The organism is Streptomyces sp. NPDC046931, assembly GCF_040644655.1.
Taxonomy (GTDB): domain Bacteria; phylum Actinomycetota; class Actinomycetes; order Streptomycetales; family Streptomycetaceae; genus Streptomyces.
In genome coordinates this window covers 369153-384080 of the sequence record NZ_JBEYWX010000003.1, presented here as the reverse complement: position 1 = coordinate 384080, position 14928 = coordinate 369153, and the positions used below count along the sequence as shown (strand labels likewise).

The 14928-nt window shown below is 69.7% G+C and carries 14 protein-coding genes; 5 read left to right on the top strand and 9 right to left on the bottom strand.

Annotated features, from left to right (window positions below):
- Positions 1–7: 7 nt before the first annotated feature.
- The 6 genes from ABZ876_RS09140 to ABZ876_RS09115 all read right to left on the bottom strand — a co-directional run bounded on the left by ABZ876_RS09140 (position 8) and on the right by ABZ876_RS09115 (position 5865).
- A complete protein-coding gene (locus tag ABZ876_RS09140; protein ID WP_361776678.1) occupies positions 8–1264 on the bottom strand; it encodes a cysteine desulfurase in 1257 nt (418 codons plus the stop codon).
- Positions 1261–2025: a Fe-S cluster assembly ATPase SufC gene (sufC, locus tag ABZ876_RS09135; RefSeq protein WP_361776675.1), complete on the bottom strand. Its 765-nt coding sequence runs from the start codon at positions 2023–2025 to the stop codon at positions 1261–1263. The genes ABZ876_RS09140 and sufC overlap by 4 nt, the downstream gene beginning before the upstream one ends.
- Positions 2026–2032: 7 nt before the next feature.
- Positions 2033–2362, bottom strand: coding sequence for a non-heme iron oxygenase ferredoxin subunit (locus ABZ876_RS09130; RefSeq protein ID WP_361776672.1), 330 nt, complete (start codon positions 2360–2362; stop codon positions 2033–2035).
- Entirely contained in the window at positions 2359–3579 is a 1221-nt protein-coding gene (sufD, locus tag ABZ876_RS09125) for a Fe-S cluster assembly protein SufD (RefSeq protein WP_361776669.1), read from the bottom strand. The genes ABZ876_RS09130 and sufD overlap by 4 nt, the downstream gene beginning before the upstream one ends.
- 88 nt (positions 3580–3667) lie before the next feature.
- Complete coding sequence (gene sufB / locus ABZ876_RS09120) at positions 3668–5089, bottom strand: Fe-S cluster assembly protein SufB (protein WP_361776666.1); 1422 nt, start codon at positions 5087–5089, stop codon at positions 3668–3670.
- Complete coding sequence (locus ABZ876_RS09115; protein ID WP_361776663.1) at positions 5086–5865, bottom strand: metalloregulator ArsR/SmtB family transcription factor; 780 nt, start codon at positions 5863–5865, stop codon at positions 5086–5088. Before ABZ876_RS09115 ends, sufB begins: the two co-directional genes overlap by 4 nt.
- A 162-nt stretch (positions 5866–6027) precedes the next feature.
- Between ABZ876_RS09115 and ABZ876_RS09110 the strand changes: the two genes are divergently transcribed.
- The 4 genes from ABZ876_RS09110 to ABZ876_RS09095 all read left to right on the top strand — a co-directional run bounded on the left by ABZ876_RS09110 (position 6028) and on the right by ABZ876_RS09095 (position 9742).
- Positions 6028–6819: an AAC(3) family N-acetyltransferase gene (locus ABZ876_RS09110; protein ID WP_361776660.1), complete on the top strand. Its 792-nt coding sequence runs from the start codon at positions 6028–6030 to the stop codon at positions 6817–6819.
- Positions 6820–6871: 52 nt separating this feature from the next.
- Complete coding sequence (locus tag ABZ876_RS09105) at positions 6872–7795, top strand: ABC transporter ATP-binding protein (protein WP_361776657.1); 924 nt, start codon at positions 6872–6874, stop codon at positions 7793–7795.
- Between the two features lie 88 nt (positions 7796–7883).
- Positions 7884–8654, top strand: a complete 771-nt coding sequence (locus tag ABZ876_RS09100) for an ABC transporter permease (RefSeq protein WP_361776654.1) — start codon at positions 7884–7886, stop codon at positions 8652–8654.
- 80 nt (positions 8655–8734) lie between these two features.
- Positions 8735–9742, top strand: a complete 1008-nt coding sequence (locus ABZ876_RS09095; RefSeq protein WP_361776651.1) for a COX15/CtaA family protein — start codon at positions 8735–8737, stop codon at positions 9740–9742.
- Between the two features lie 100 nt (positions 9743–9842).
- Here ABZ876_RS09095 and ABZ876_RS09090 read toward each other — a convergent pair whose 3' ends face one another.
- The 3 genes from ABZ876_RS09090 to ABZ876_RS09080 form a co-directional block, all read right to left on the bottom strand.
- Positions 9843–10949 carry an amidohydrolase family protein gene (locus ABZ876_RS09090; RefSeq protein WP_361776648.1) on the bottom strand — a complete coding sequence of 369 codons (1107 nt, stop codon included), beginning with the start codon at positions 10947–10949 and terminating at the stop codon, positions 9843–9845.
- 68 nt (positions 10950–11017) lie between these two features.
- Positions 11018–11374 carry a hypothetical protein gene (locus tag ABZ876_RS09085; protein WP_361776645.1) on the bottom strand — a complete coding sequence of 119 codons (357 nt, stop codon included), beginning with the start codon at positions 11372–11374 and terminating at the stop codon, positions 11018–11020.
- A gap of 80 nt (positions 11375–11454) precedes the next feature.
- The gene (locus ABZ876_RS09080; RefSeq protein ID WP_361777012.1) at positions 11455–12408 is read right to left on the bottom strand and encodes a heme o synthase; all 954 of its coding nucleotides are present in this window, start codon (positions 12406–12408) and stop codon (positions 11455–11457) included.
- Positions 12409–12808: 400 nt separating this feature from the next.
- Here ABZ876_RS09080 and tkt point away from each other — a divergent pair, with 400 nt between their 5' ends.
- Positions 12809–14896 (top strand): transketolase, encoded by a 2088-nt coding sequence (gene tkt, locus ABZ876_RS09075; protein WP_361776642.1) that lies wholly within the window; start codon positions 12809–12811, stop codon positions 14894–14896.
- The last annotated feature ends 32 nt before the right edge of the window (positions 14897–14928 follow it).

Sequence of the window (14928 nt, the reverse complement as noted above, 5' to 3'; positions counted from 1 at the left end):
ACGCCCTTCAGCCGAAGAAGTTCCGTACGTGCTCCAGCCCCTCGACCAGTGCGTCGATCTCGGTCGGCGTGGAGTACAGATAGAACGACGCTCGCGTGGTCGCAGGAATTCCGTAGCGGAGGCACACGGGCCGCGCGCAGTGGTGACCCACGCGCACCGCGATGCCCTGCTCGTCGAGGACCTGCCCCACGTCGTGCGGGTGGATGTCGCCGAGCGTGAAGGAGATCGCCGCGCCCCGGTCCTCGGCCGTGGTGGGGCCGATGATCTTCAGGTCGGGTACTTCGCTCAGCCGCTTCACCGCGTACTCGGTGAGCACGTGCTCATGGGCGAGGATCTTGTCCATGCCGATCGAGGTCAGATAGTCGATCGCCGCGCCCAGACCGACCGCCTGCGCGATCGGCGGGGTGCCCGCCTCGAACTTGTGCGGGGCGGGAGCGTACGTCGACGAGTGCATGGACACCGTCTCGATCATCTCGCCGCCGCCCAGGAACGGAGGAAGGTCCTCCAGCAGCTCCTGGCGGCCCCAGAGGACGCCGATACCCGTGGGGCCGCACATCTTGTGGCCGGTGAAGGCCACGAAGTCGGCCTGCAGGGCCTGGACGTCCAGCGGCATGTGCGGCGCGGCCTGGGAGGCGTCGACGCAGACCAGCGCGCCGACCTCCTGGGCACGGCGCACTATCGCGTCGACCGGGTTGACCGTGCCGAGGATGTTGGACACCAGCACAAAGGAGACGATCTTCGTCTTCTCCGTGATGATCTCGTCGATGTTCGACAGATCGAGCCGGCCGTCGTCGGTGAGGCCGAACCACTTCAGCTTCGCTCCCGTGCGCTGCGCGAGCAGCTGCCACGGCACGATGTTGGAGTGGTGCTCCATCTCCGTGATGACGATCTCGGTGTCGCGATCCACCCGGTAGGGCTCGTCGGCCCAGCCGAGCATGTTCGCCACGAGGTTGAGCGACTCGGAGGCGTTCTTGGTGAAGATGACCTCGTCGCGGCTCGGCGCGTTGATGAACTCGGCGACCTTGTCACGCGCGCCCTCGTACAGCGCCGTGGCCTCCTCGGCGAGCACATGCACACCGCGGTGGACGTTGGCGTTGTAGCGCTCGTAGTACTCGCTGAGGACGTCGAGCACCTGGCGCGGCTTCTGCGAGGTCGCCGCGTTGTCCAGGTACACGAGCTTCTTGCCGTCGTGGACCAGGCGGTCCAGGACGGGGAAGTCCTTGCGGATCGCCTCGGTGTCGAGGAGGCCCGGCAGCTGTGTCACGCGGATGCGCCACCCTTCACGTATGCCTCGTAGCCCTCGTTCTCCAGCTTGTCCGCGAGCTCGGGGCCGCCGGACTCGACGATGCGGCCGGCGGAGAAGACGTGGACGTAGTCGGGCTTGATGTAGCGCAGGATGCGCGTGTAGTGCGTGATCAGCATGGTGCCGACCTCGCCGGACTCGCGGACGCGGTTGACTCCCTCGGAGACGATGCGCAGAGCGTCCACGTCCAGACCCGAGTCGGTCTCGTCGAGGATCGCGATCTTCGGCTTGAGCAGTTCGAGCTGGAGGATCTCGTGGCGCTTCTTCTCACCGCCGGAGAAGCCCTCGTTGACGTTGCGCTCGGCGAAGGAGGGGTCCATGTGGAGACGCTCCATGGTCTCCTTGACCTCCTTCACCCAGGTGCGCAGCTTCGGGGCCTCGCCGCGGATCGCGGTGGCGGAGGTGCGCAGGAAGTTGGAGACGGAGACGCCGGGGACCTCGACCGGGTACTGCATGGCCAGGAACAGGCCCGCGCGGGCGCGCTCGTCGACGGACATCTCCAGGACGTCCTCACCGTCGAGGGTGACGGCGCCGCCGGTGATCGTGTACTTGGGGTGACCCGCGAGCGAGTAGGCGAGGGTCGACTTGCCCGAGCCGTTGGGGCCCATGATGGCGTGCGTCTCGCCCTGCTTCACGGTGAGGTCGACGCCCTTGAGGATCTCCTTCGTGGCGTTGTCGGCCTCGACGGTGACGTGCAGGTCTCGGATTTCAAGCGTTGCCATGGGTGCCTCAGGACTCCTGGGTGAGGGAGACGAGCACGTCGTCCCCTTCGATCTTTACGGGGTATACGGGGACGGGACGCGTCGCGGGAAGGGCGTCGGGCTTGCCGGAACGGAGGTCGAAGCGCGAGCCGTGCAGCCAGCACTCGATGTGGCAGTCGTCGACCTCGCCCTCGGACAGCGAGACATTGGCGTGCGAGCAGATGTCGTTGATCGCGAACACCTCGCCCTCGGTCTGCACGACCGAGACCGGCGTGCCGTCGATCTCCACCCGCTTCGGGGTGTCCTCCTCCAGCTCGCTCAGGCCACAGACGCGTACGAACTTCGACGAGTCAGTCATGCGACCGACGCCTCCAGCTCCTCTTCGATCTTGGCGATCAGCCGCTCCTCGATGTCCGCGACACCGATCTGCTGGACCAGCTCGGCGAAGAAGCCGCGGACCACCAGACGGCGGGCCTCGTGCTCCGGGATACCGCGGGCCATCAGGTAGAAGAGCTGCTCGTCGTCGAAGCGGCCGGTGGCGCTGGCGTGGCCGGCGCCGACGATCTCGCCGGTCTCGATCTCCAGGTTGGGGACCGAGTCGACACGGGCGCCGTCGGTCAGCACGAGGTTGCGGTTCATCTCGTACGTGTCCGTGCCCTCGGCCTTGGCCTCGATGAGCACGTCACCGATCCACACGGCGTGCGCGTCGTCGCCCTGGAGCGCGCCCTTGTAGACGACGTTCGACTTGCAGTGCGGGGTGTTGTGGTCGACGAAGAGCCGGTGCTCCTGGTGCTGGCCCTTGTCGGTGAAGTAGAGCCCGAACAGCTCGGCCTCCCCGCCGGTGCCCGCGTAGGTCACCCGCGGGTGCAGACGCACCACGTCGCCGCCGAACGTCACCACGACCGACTTGAAGGAGGCGTCCCGGCCGACGAGCGCGTTGTGCTGGGCGGCGTGCACCGCCTTGTCGTCCCAGTCCTGGACGGAGACGACGGTCAGCTTGGCGCCGTCGCCCAGGAGGTAGTCGACGTTGGCGGCGAGCACCGCGTCACCGGTGTGGTCGATGACCACGACGGCCTCGGCGAAGGCGCCCAGCTCGATCACCTGGTGGCCGTAGGCGGTCCCGCCCTGGCCGTGCACGGCGATGCGGATCGGCTCGGTGAGGACGGTCTCCTTGGGGACGGTCACGACCGAGGCGTTCTCGAAGGCGGAGTACGCCTGGGCGGCGACGCGGTCCACCGGGGTGCCCGCCTTGCCGAGACGGGCGTCGTCACGGCCGACGGCCTCGACGGTGACGCCCTCGGGGGCCTCGACGGTCACCTTCACGCCGTCGCCGTTCGCGACGGCGGTGCCGTCGTGCAGGCCGCGCAGGCGCTCCAGCGGGGTGAACCGCCATTCCTCCTCGCGGCCGTGCGGCACCGGGAAGTCCGTCACGTCGAAGGACGGCGGCGCGCTCATGCGGGTGGCGACGGTCGACTCCGCGGCGACCGCGATCGAGCCGGCGGTGGTGCTGCCCACCGGTGGGGGTCCCCCCGCGCGAGCGGAGCCGAGCGTCGGGGAGTTCTGGGCCTCAGCCATGGCTGTCGTTGTGCTCTCTTCCTAAGTCAGTGGTGACCCACGGCCCGCCCCGGAAAGGCGGGCCGCCTGCTGCAGACGAGGACGGTCGTCAGCCGACCGCGCCTTCCATCTGCAGCTCGATCAGCCGGTTGAGCTCCAGCGCGTACTCCATCGGCAGTTCCTTGGCGATCGGCTCGACGAAGCCGCGCACGATCATCGCCATCGCCTCGAACTCGGAAAGGCCGCGGCTCATCAGGTAGAAGAGCTGGTCCTCGGAGACCTTGGAGACCGTCGCCTCGTGGCCCATGGACACGTCGTCCTCGCGGACGTCCACGTAGGGGTAGGTGTCCGAGCGGGAGATGGTGTCGACGAGCAGCGCGTCGCAGAGCACGTTGGACTTGGAACCCGCGGCGCCCTCGCCGATCTCGACCAGGCCGCGGTAGGAGGTACGGCCGCCGCCCCGCGCCACCGACTTGGAGACGATGTTGGACGAGGTGTTCGGCGCCATGTGGACCATCTTGGAGCCGGCGTCCTGGTGCTGGCCCTCACCGGCGAAAGCGATGGACAGCGTCTCGCCCTTGGCGTGCTCACCCATCAGGTAGACGGCCGGGTACTTCATCGTCACCTTGGAGCCGATGTTGCCGTCGATCCACTCCATGGTCGCGCCCTCGTAGGCCACGGCACGCTTGGTGACCAGGTTGTAGACGTTGTTCGACCAGTTCTGGATGGTCGTGTAGCGGCAGCGGGCGTTCTTCTTGACGATGATCTCGACGACCGCGGAGTGCAGCGAGTCCGACTTGTAGATCGGGGCCGTGCAGCCCTCGACGTAGTGCACATAGGCACCCTCGTCGACGATGATCAGGGTCCGCTCGAACTGGCCCATGTTCTCCGTGTTGATGCGGAAGTAGGCCTGGAGCGGGATCTCCACGTGCACGCCCGGCGGCACGTAGATGAAGGAGCCGCCGGACCACACTGCGGTGTTCAGCGAGGCGAACTTGTTGTCACCGGCCGGGATGACCGTGCCGAAGTACTCCTTGAAGAGCTCCGGGTGCTCCTTCAGCGCGGTGTCGGTGTCGAGGAAGATGACGCCCTGCTCCTCCAGGTCCTCGCGGATCTGGTGGTAGACGACCTCCGACTCGTACTGGGCCGCGACACCGGCCACGAGGCGCTGCTTCTCCGCCTCGGGGATGCCGAGCTTGTCGTACGTGTTCTTGATGTCCTCGGGCAGGTCCTCCCAGGACTCCGCCTGCTTCTCCGTGGAGCGCACGAAGTACTTGATGTTGTCGAAGTCGATGCCCGACAGGTCCGAGCCCCAGTTCGGCATGGGCTTCTTCTCGAAGAGCCGCAGGCCCTTGAGGCGCAGCTTGGTCATCCACTCCGGCTCGGACTTCTTGCCGGAGATGTCACGGACGACCTCTTCGCTCAGACCGCGCTTCGCCGCGGCACCGGCCTCATCGGAGTCGGCCCAGCCGTATTCGTACGTGCCCAGGCCCTCGAGTTCGGGGTGGGCAGTCTCCGTGGGGAGAGTCATGCGGGGTTCCTCCCGGCCTTGCTGGCAGATGCGTTGTGGGTGGTCTCGGAAATCTTCGGGGGTTCGGTCGCTCGGGGCGCCTTGGGGATGAACGTCGTGCAGACGCCGTCGCCGTGCGCGATCGTCGCCAGTCGCTGGACGTGCGTGCCGAGCAGCTCGGAGAAGATCTCCGTCTCGACCTCGCACAGCTGCGGGAACTTTTCCGCGACGTGGGCGACCGGGCAGTGGTGCTGGCAGAGCTGTTCGCCGACCGGTGCGCTGCGCGCCGTAGCAGCGTACCCGTCCGCACTCAGGGCCCTGGCCAGTGCTTCGGTCCGCTGATCGGGATCGGCGGCCTCGATGGCCCGGCGGTAGGCGGTCGCCTGCTCGGCGAGCCTCGCGCGGGCGAAGGCGACGACGGCCTCGTCTCCGCCGAACCGCTCCCTGATCCAGCGCAGGGCGTCCGCGGCGAGCTTGTCGTACGACTGGTCGAACGCGTCCCGGCCGCAGTCGGTGAGCGCGAAGACCTTGGCGGGGCGGCCTCGCGTACGCGCCCCGTACACCCGCTGCTCACGCGGCTGGACGACGTCGTCCGCGACCAGGGCGTCCAGGTGACGCCGTACGGCCGCCTGGGTGAGCCCCAGCCGTCCGGCGAGCTCGGCGACGGTCGACGGGCCGTGGTCCAGGATGGATCGCGCGACCCGGTTGCGCGTGGAGCGATCCGAGCGCAACCCGGCCGCGAGTTCCTCCTGAGGGGCCCCCATGGGGGTCTCCCGAGCCTCGCCGACGTTTTTCACAACGCCATTGTTGCGTAATTCCTCGAAGGCTGACAAGCGACGTCCGGACCGCCCGCCGGTGCGGTACATCACTTAGGCATACCTAAACCGACCTGCGCAAACGATCTTTGATCGATCAAACGGGGTAGCGGTTCCAGGCGGCCTCCGGGAGACTCCCTGGCCATGCCCACACCCCCTCCGACCGGCCCTCTTGTCACCCGGGACACGGTTTTCAGCCGGCTGCGCACGCTCGGCGTCGAGCCCGGCGAGACGCTCCTCGTGCACTCCTCGCTCAGCGCACTCGGCTGGGTCTGCGGAGGCGCCGTCGCGGTCGTCGCGGGACTGCTCGACGCGCTCGGGCCGGACGGCACGCTGGTCGTTCCCACCCAGTCGGGAGACCTTTCGGACCCGGCCCTGTGGTCCCGTCCGCCGGTACCCGAGGAGTGGTGGGACACCATCCGCGCCACGATGCCCGCGTTCGACCCGCTCGTCACCCCCTCGCGCGGGGTCGGCGTGATACCGGAGGCCGTCCGCGGATGGCCGGGCGCCCTGCGCAGCGCGCACCCGCAGACCTCGTTCGCGGCCCTCGGAGCGCGGGCGGCGGAGGTGGTCGCCGGACACGCCACCGACTGCCGGCTCGGTGAGCGGAGCCCGCTGGCGCGGCTGGAGGCGATGGCCGCACGGGTCCTGCTGCTGGGCGCGGGCTACGACACCTGCACCAGCTTCCACCTGGCCGAGTACCGGATCCCGTCGCCCCAGGTCCGGGTGGGACGGCCCGGACCGGACGGCTGGGAGGTGGTGACCGAGGTCTCGATCACCTCCGAGCGGTTCGACGAGCTCGGCCACGACTTCGAGCGGGACCGTCCGGTGATCCGCGGGAAGGTGGGCGCGGCCGACGCCCGGATCTTCCCGGTGGCGGACGCCGTGGCCTACGCGGAGCGGTGGCTGGCCGTGCACCGGCCACGCGAAGAGTAGTTTTCGGACCCCCCGCTCCGGCGCCGGCCGCGCGTACCTAGACTCTGGACCCATGCGAAGTGAGCCGGTCATCCAGGTGCAGTCCCTGGTGAAGCGGTACGGCACGAAGACCGCGGTGAACGGCCTCGACCTGGTGGCCCGGCCGGGCGTCACCGCCGTACTCGGCCCCAACGGGGCGGGAAAGACGACCACTGTCGAGACCTGCGAGGGATACCGGCAGCCGGACTCGGGAACGGTGCGCGTCCTCGGCCTCGACCCCGTCCGCGACGCCCCCGCGCTGCGCCCCCGTATCGGCGTGATGCTCCAGTCCGGCGGCGTCTACGCGAGCGCCCGCGCCGACGAGATGCTCCGCCACATCGCGAAGCTGCACGCACACCCCCTGGACGTGGACGCGCTCATCGAGCGGCTGGGGCTCGGCAGCTGCGGACGGACGGCGTACCGGCGGCTGTCCGGCGGCCAGCAGCAGCGGCTCGCACTGGCGATGGCCGTGGTGGGCCGCCCGGAACTGGTCTTCCTGGACGAGCCCACCGCCGGCCTGGACCCTCAGGCCCGCCGGGCCACCTGGGACCTCGTACGCGATCTGCGGGCCGACGGCGTCTCCGTGATCCTGACGACCCACTTCATGGACGAGGCCGAGCAGCTCGCCGACGACGTCGCGATCATCGACGCCGGCCGGGTCATCGCCCAGGGCACCCCCGAGGAGCTGTGCCGCGGCGGCGCCGAGAACACGCTGCGCTTCACCGGCCGCCCGGGCCTCGACCTGGCGTCCCTGCTCAAGGCCCTCCCCGCGGACTGCACGGCGGCGGAGCTGACACCGGGCGCGTACCGCGTCGCCGGCAAGGTCGACCCGCAGCTGCTCGCCACGGTCACCTCCTGGTGCGCCCAGCACGGAGTGATGCCGGACCGGATCTCCGTCGAACGGCACACCCTCGAAGACGTCTTCCTGGAGCTGACGGGCAAGGAGTTGCGCTCATGACAGCGGCACGTGAGGCCTTCGGCCGGGGGCCCGGCGGTTGCCCCCCGGAAAAACACAGCCTGGAGCCGACGGGCAAGGAGTTGCGCTCATGACCAGCGCCGGTACCTACACCCCCGAGCCCGGTGCCGCGCCGCTGCCACGGATGATCGCGGCGCAGACCGCGCTCGAGACGAGGATGCTGCTGCGCAACGGCGAGCAGCTGCTCCTGACGGTCGTCATCCCGACGCTGCTGCTGGTCCTCTTCAGCTCCGTCGACGTCGTGGACACCGGCGCCGGCAAGGCCGTCGACTTCCTCGCTCCGGGCATCCTCGCGCTCGCCGTGATGTCGACCGCGTTCACGGGACAGGCCATCGCGACCGGGTTCGAGCGCCGCTACGGCGTGCTGAAGCGGCTCGCCTCCTCGCCGCTGCCCCGCTGGGGGCTGATGGCCGCCAAGACGGCCTCCGTCCTGGTGACCGAGGTACTCCAGGTGGTCCTGCTGACGGTCATCGCCCTCGCGCTGGGCTGGTCGCCGCACGGCAATCCGCTCGCCGTGCTGCTTCTGCTGGCCCTCGGTACGGCGGCCTTCTCCGGGCTCGGCCTCCTGATGGCCGGCACGCTGAAGGCGGAGGCGACCCTGGCCGCCGCCAACCTGGTCTTCCTGCTGCTGCTCGTCGGCGGCGGTGTGATCGTGCCGCTCGACAAGTTCCCCTCCGGCGCCCAGGACGTGCTGGGCCTGCTCCCGATCTCAGCCCTGTCGGACGGCCTGCGGGACGTGCTCCGGCAGGGGGCCGGCATGCCCTGGGGCGACCTGGGGATCCTCACGGTGTGGGCCGTCGCCGGGCTGGCGGCGGCGGGCCGGTTCTTCCGCTGGGAGTGACGGCCGGGGGTGCCGGGAGTGAGGCTCCCGCCTCCGGGAGGCCCACCCCTCGTGAAAGCGTGCACAAGCGGCCCCCTACCATGAAGGGCGTGCCAAACGTGACCCGCGCCGATGCCGTAGCGGCCGTGCGCAACCCGCTCGCCTTCATCGCCGCACGCTGGACCCCCGATTCCCGGACGGTCCGGCGGGCGGCGCTCGCCGCGCTCGTCATGTCGGTGGTCATCGTGGTCACCGGCGGTGCCGTACGCCTGACCGGCTCCGGGCTCGGCTGCCCGACCTGGCCGCAGTGCACGGACGACTCGCTCACCACGACCAGCGCCATGGGCGTGCACGGCGCCATCGAGTTCGGCAACCGCATGCTGACCTACGTGCTGTGCGCGGCGGTCGGCTGGGCGATCGTCGCCGCCCGCTCGCAGAAGCCGTGGCGGCGGGGCCTCACCCGGCTCGGCTGGGCGCAGTTCTGGATCGTCATGAGCAACGCGGTCCTCGGAGGCATCGTGGTGCTCGTCGGCCTCAACCCGTACACCGTCGCCGCCCACTTCCTGCTCTCCACCGCGCTCATCACGGTGGCCGCGGTCATGTGGCAGCGCACCCGGGAAGGGGACGGGGAGCCCCGCCCGCTGGTCGGCAAGGCCGTGTGGCAGCTGGTGTGGTTCCTCGTGGCCGCCTCGGTGCTGCTGATCGCGGTGGGCACGGTGGTCACGGGCGCGGGACCGCACGCGGGCGACTCCAGGGAGGTCGCGCGCATCGACATCGACTGGGAGACCGTCGCCAAGCTGCATGCCGTGCTCGCATGGATCGTGGTGACGCTGACCTTCGCTCTCTGGTTCGTCCTCAAGGCGGTGGACGCGCCCAAGGGGCCGCTGCACCGCACCCGCGATCTGTTCCTGATCCTGCTGGGCCAGGGTGCGATCGGCTATGTGCAGTACTTCACGCATCTGCCGGAGCTGTTGGTGGGGCTGCACATGTTCGGGTCCTGCCTGGTGTGGATCGGGGTGCTGCGGGTGCTGCTGTCGCTGCGCGAGCGGCCCGAGGTGACGGCGGGACTTCCGGGTTCCTCGGCCGAGTCGGCCCTCACGGCGGCGTGACCCCGGAAGCCCGGGAGCCGGCGCGCACACTGCTCCGGGCCGTCCGACGTGTGTAAGGGGTCACCGGGCCCGTACACGTGCCTGCTCACGGGCGCACGGGTCACTTCAGGCCGTACACCCGCCGCGCGTTCCCCGCGGCGATCATCCCCGCCACGCGCTGTGCGTCCTCCAGCGACCAGGCGTCCTCGGAGACCCAGCCGCCCAGTACCCGGGAGAGCGCCTCGCGGAACAGGCGGGCGCCGATCACATGCAGCTCGGGCAGGCCGTGGGCGCCGCTGGAGAAGAGGAGCTTGCCGAAGGGGGCCAGCTCCAGGAGTTCCGCGAGGACGGCTGCGGCCCGGGCGCCCGTGCGGGCGAGCACCGCGCCCAGGTCGGCGTACACATGCGGGAACACCCCCGCCAGATGCGCCGCGTGCCGGTGGTACGGATAGCCGTGCAGCAGGACCAGGTCCGTGCCGAGCCCGGCCGTGGCGCGTACGAAGTCGGTGAGCAGGACCGGGTCGGTGCGGTCGATGCGCAGGCCCGGCTCGCCGAGGCCCGCGTGGAGCTGGAGGGGGCGGCCCGAGGCCACCGCGCTCCACAGCAGATGACGGAGCAGAACAGGATCCGACAGGGCGCCGCCCACCCGGCGGCCCGCGAGCCAGCGGCCGGCCGCGCCCCGTACCTCTCCGGGCCCCGGCGGCTCCGGCGCGAGCGCCAGACCGTGCCGTACGCCCGCGAGGGAGGTGAACGCCACCGCGTGCGCCGCCGCCCCGTGGATCGACTCTGCGAGATTGGCGAGAAAGGCCTCGACCGTGCCCGAGGTGTCGGCCACCTGCTCGGCGAGCAGCTCCAGGCGGACGATCTCGTGCGCCTCGGCGTCCCCCGCCGACGCCATCTCGGTGGGCCCGGTCAGATCGCCGGGCAGCCCGGTGTCGACGAGGTACGTGGTGATGCCGCTGCCCCTCAGCAGTCTGCGCCCCGCCTCCAGGACGCCGAGTTCGCGGCGCCGGGCGAGGTAGCGGGCGGGCGGGCAGTGCGGTTCCAGGCCGAGCAGCGGCGGACACCAGCGGCGCACGGCGAAACCGGTCTGGGTGTCGAAGAGGGTGGTGCCGGCGGCGGGCGGTCCCTCGGTGCGGGCGAGGTGGGCCTCGAAGGTGCCGAGGCCCAGCTCGGTACGGAGCACGCCGTGGCAGTACTGGTCCACCAGGGACGGCGTTTCGATCATCCGGACTCCCCGCGACTGGACCGTGCCTTCGAAGGTCCTAACGGGTGAACCGGCGTGAAGTGTTGCTCTCAGGCCGTGCGCTTGCCGCCCACCTGGATCCCCGCCATCCGCGTCCACTCGTACGGGCCGGTCTTCACCTTGCCCGCGAACTCGCCGTCGAAGGCCTCGTGGACGGTGATTCCGGCCTTCTTCACCGCCTGCTCGGCGATGTCGTACGACGGCGCGACGAGGTCGCCCCAGCCGCCGTCCTCGCCGACGAGCACGATCCGGGCGCCGCGCTCCCCGATGTACGCCACCTGGCCCTCGGCACCACCGTGCGCCTTGGCGAAGGCGTTGATCTCCTTGGCGAGCCGGTCCGCCCTGCGCTCGGCCTTGGCGGCCTGCTTGGCGTCGATGGCCCCGTCAACCTGCTGCGTGTCTGCCATGGCCAGGATGCTACCGATGGGTAGATCAAACGGCGACGGGAAGGGTGCGTGGCTTTGACCACGCTCCCCCGTGCAGGCGGCTACCGCAGGAACGGATCCACGGCCACCGCGACGAACAGCAGCGAGACATAGGTGATGCTCCAGTGGAAGAGTCGCATCTCCTTCAGCTTCGCGCCCGTGGTCTCCGCCTTCGCGCGGTTCTGCAGCGCGTGCGCCTCCCACAGCCACCAGCCGCCGGCCGCGAGGGCGACCACCGTGTAGAACCATCCCGTGTAGCCGAGCGGGGTGAGCAGCAGCGAGACCGCCACCATCACCCAGCTGTAGATCACGATCTGCCGGGCGACCACCTTGTTGGAGGCGATGACCGGCAGCATCGGCACGCCCACACGCGCGTAGTCGTCCTTCACCTTCATGGACAGCGGCCAGTAGTGCGGCGGCGTCCAGAAGAACATGACGAGGAAGAGAACGACCGGCGCCCACGACAGGGAGTTGGTGACGGACGACCAGCCGATGAGGACGGGCAGGCAGCCGGCGATGCCGCCCCACACGATGTTCTGCGATGTACGCCGCTTGAGGATCATCGTGTAGACGACGACGTAGAAGAGCAGCGCTCCGAGCGACAGCCAGGCCGACAGCCAGTTGACGGTGAAACCGAACAGCAGCGTCGAGACGACCGCCAGCGTGATGCCGAAGGCGAGGCACTCACCGGGGCTCACCATGCCGGTGACCAGGGGACGCTGCGATGTGCGCTCCATGAGCGCGTCGATGTCGCGGTCGATGTACATGTTCAGCGCGTTGGCGCCACCCGCGGAGAGATAGCCGCCGATGCAGGTGAGCAGCACCAGCCTCAGGCTCGGTACGCCCTGCTGGGCGAGGAACATCACCGGGACGGTGGTGATCAACAGCAGCTCGATGATCCGCGGCTTGGTCAGCGCCACGAACGCCTTGACACGGGCCCCAAACGGCCGCTGGCCCCGGCTGCTGCTCGTTTCGAGCACTCCCGGCGGACGGGATTCGACGGCCGTCACGTACACCCCTGACAGAGACATCCCAGCGAGCCCGGGCTGTGAACTTGCGGTAAAGGCTCGCGCGTACCCACGCAACTTTAGACGTTGCCCCCAGCCCGCCCTTCGCGGGGGTGGGTCGTGTTGGGGCCGCCGCCGGGTGCCCGCGTGAGCTGCGGGCTCGCCCGCCGAGCGGACGGAGAGGAGGGAAAAGGGCGAGCCGGGGACCGCTCGATTGAGCAGTCGGATGAGCGGCCCCGTATTCATTTGCCGAATGGCGTTCCGGCCGGTCGGGAGGCGGATCGTGGCGACTCCCGGCAGTCTGGAATGACTCGAAAAGACGCACGTACTTGCAGGGGTAGGCTCAGCAGCGGCCGGTGGGCGCCAAGTGCACCGGCATTCGACATGTGGAGAGGAGCCCTGACTCAGGGTGAGCACCAAGCCGACCACCACAGACCTCGAGTGGACCGAGTTGGACCAGCGGGCCGTGGACACCGCCCGCGTCCTGGCCGCCGACGCCGTACAGAAGGTCGGCAACGGCCATCCGGGTACGGCGATGAGCCTGGCTCCGGCCGCCTACACCCTCTTCCAGAAGGTGATGCGCCACGACCCGGCGGATCCCGAGTGGGTGGGACGCGACCGCTTCGTGCTGTCCGCCGGCCACTCGTCCCTGACCCTCTACACCCAGCTCTACCTGGCCGGTTTCGGCCTGGAACTGGATGATCTGAAGGCGTTCCGCACCTGGGGCTCGAAGACCCCCGGGCACCCGGAGTACGGACACACCATGGGTGTGGAGACGACGACCGGCCCGCTGGGCCAGGGTGTGGCCAACGCGGTGGGCATGGCGATGGCCTCCCGTTACGAGCGCGGCCTGTTCGACCCGGACGCCCCGCAGGGCGCTTCGCCCTTCGACCACTTCGTCTACTGCATCGCCGGTGACGGCTGTCTGCAGGAGGGCATCTCCGCCGAGGCGTCCTCGCTGGCGGGCCACCAGAAGCTCGGCAACCTGGTCCTGCTGTGGGACGACAACCACATCTCGATCGAGGGCGACACGGAGACCGCGGTCTCCGAGGACACGGTCAAGCGGTACGAGGCGTACGGCTGGCATGTGCAGCGCGTGGCGCCGAAGCCGGACGGCGACCTGGACCCGAACGCGATCTACGACGCGATCGAGGAGGCCAAGAAGGTCACCGACCGGCCGTCCTTCATCGCGATGCGCTCGATCATCGCCTGGCCCGCCCCGAACGCGCAGAACACCGAGGCGGCGCACGGTTCGGCACTGGGCGAGGACGAGGTCGCGGCCACCAAGCGCGTCCTCGGCTTCGACCCCGAGAAGGACTTCGAGGTCGCGGACGAGGTCCTGGCGCACACCCGCAAGGCGCTGGAGCGGGGGCGTGAGGCCAAGGCCGAGTGGGAGAAGAGCCTGCAGGAGTGGCGGTCCGGCAACCCGGAGCGCGCCGCCGAGTTCGACCGCATCAGCAAGGGCGAACTGCCCACCGGCTGGGAGGAGAAGCTCCCGGTCTTCGAGGCGGGCAAGGCGGTGGCCACCCGCGCCGCCTCCGGCAAGGTGCTCCAGGCCCTCGGCGCGATCATCCCCGAACTGTGGGGCGGCTCGGCCGACCTGGCCGGCTCCAACAACACCACCATCGACAAGAACAGCTCCTTCCTCCCGGCGGACAACCCGCTGCCGGAGGCGAACCCGTACGGGCGCACCATCCACTTCGGTATCCGCGAGCACTCCATGGCCGCGGAGATGAACGGCATCACGCTGCACGGCAACACCCGCGTCTACGGCGGCACCTTCCTGGTGTTCTCCGACTACATGCGCAACGCGGTGCGCCTGTCGGCCCTGATGCACCTGCCGGTGACGTACGTGTGGACGCACGACTCCATCGGCCTGGGCGAGGACGGCCCGACCCACCAGCCCATCGAGCACCTGGCCAGCCTGCGCGCCATCCCGGGCCTGAACATCGTGCGTCCGGCCGACGCCAACGAGACCGCGATCGCCTGGCGCGAGATCATGCGCCGTTGGACGAAGGAGTTCGGCAAGGGCGCCCCGCACGGTCTCGCGCTGACCCGCCAGGGCGTGCCCACGTACGAGCCCAACGAGGACACCGTGCGCGGCGGTTACGTGCTGGCCGAGGCGGTCGGCGGCGAGCCGCAGGTGATCCTGATCGCCACCGGCTCCGAGGTGCACCTGGCCGTCGAGGCCCGTGAGCAGCTCCAGGCCGAGGGCATCCCGACGCGGGTCGTGTCGATGCCGTCGGTGGAGTGGTTCGAGGAGCAGGACCAGGGGTACCGGGACAGCGTCCTGCCGCCGTCGGTGAAGGCACGGGTCGCGGTCGAGGCCGGGATCGGCCTCACCTGGCACCGTTTCGTCGGGGATGCGGGCCGCATCGTCTCCCTGGAGCACTTCGGTGCTTCGGCCGACGGCAAGGTGCTCTTCCGTGAGTTCGGTTTCACTCCGGAGAACGTCGCATCCGCTGCCCGGGAATCGATCGCCGCAGCCCAGCGCTGACGCTCATATACGACACGTAGGAGATGCATTTT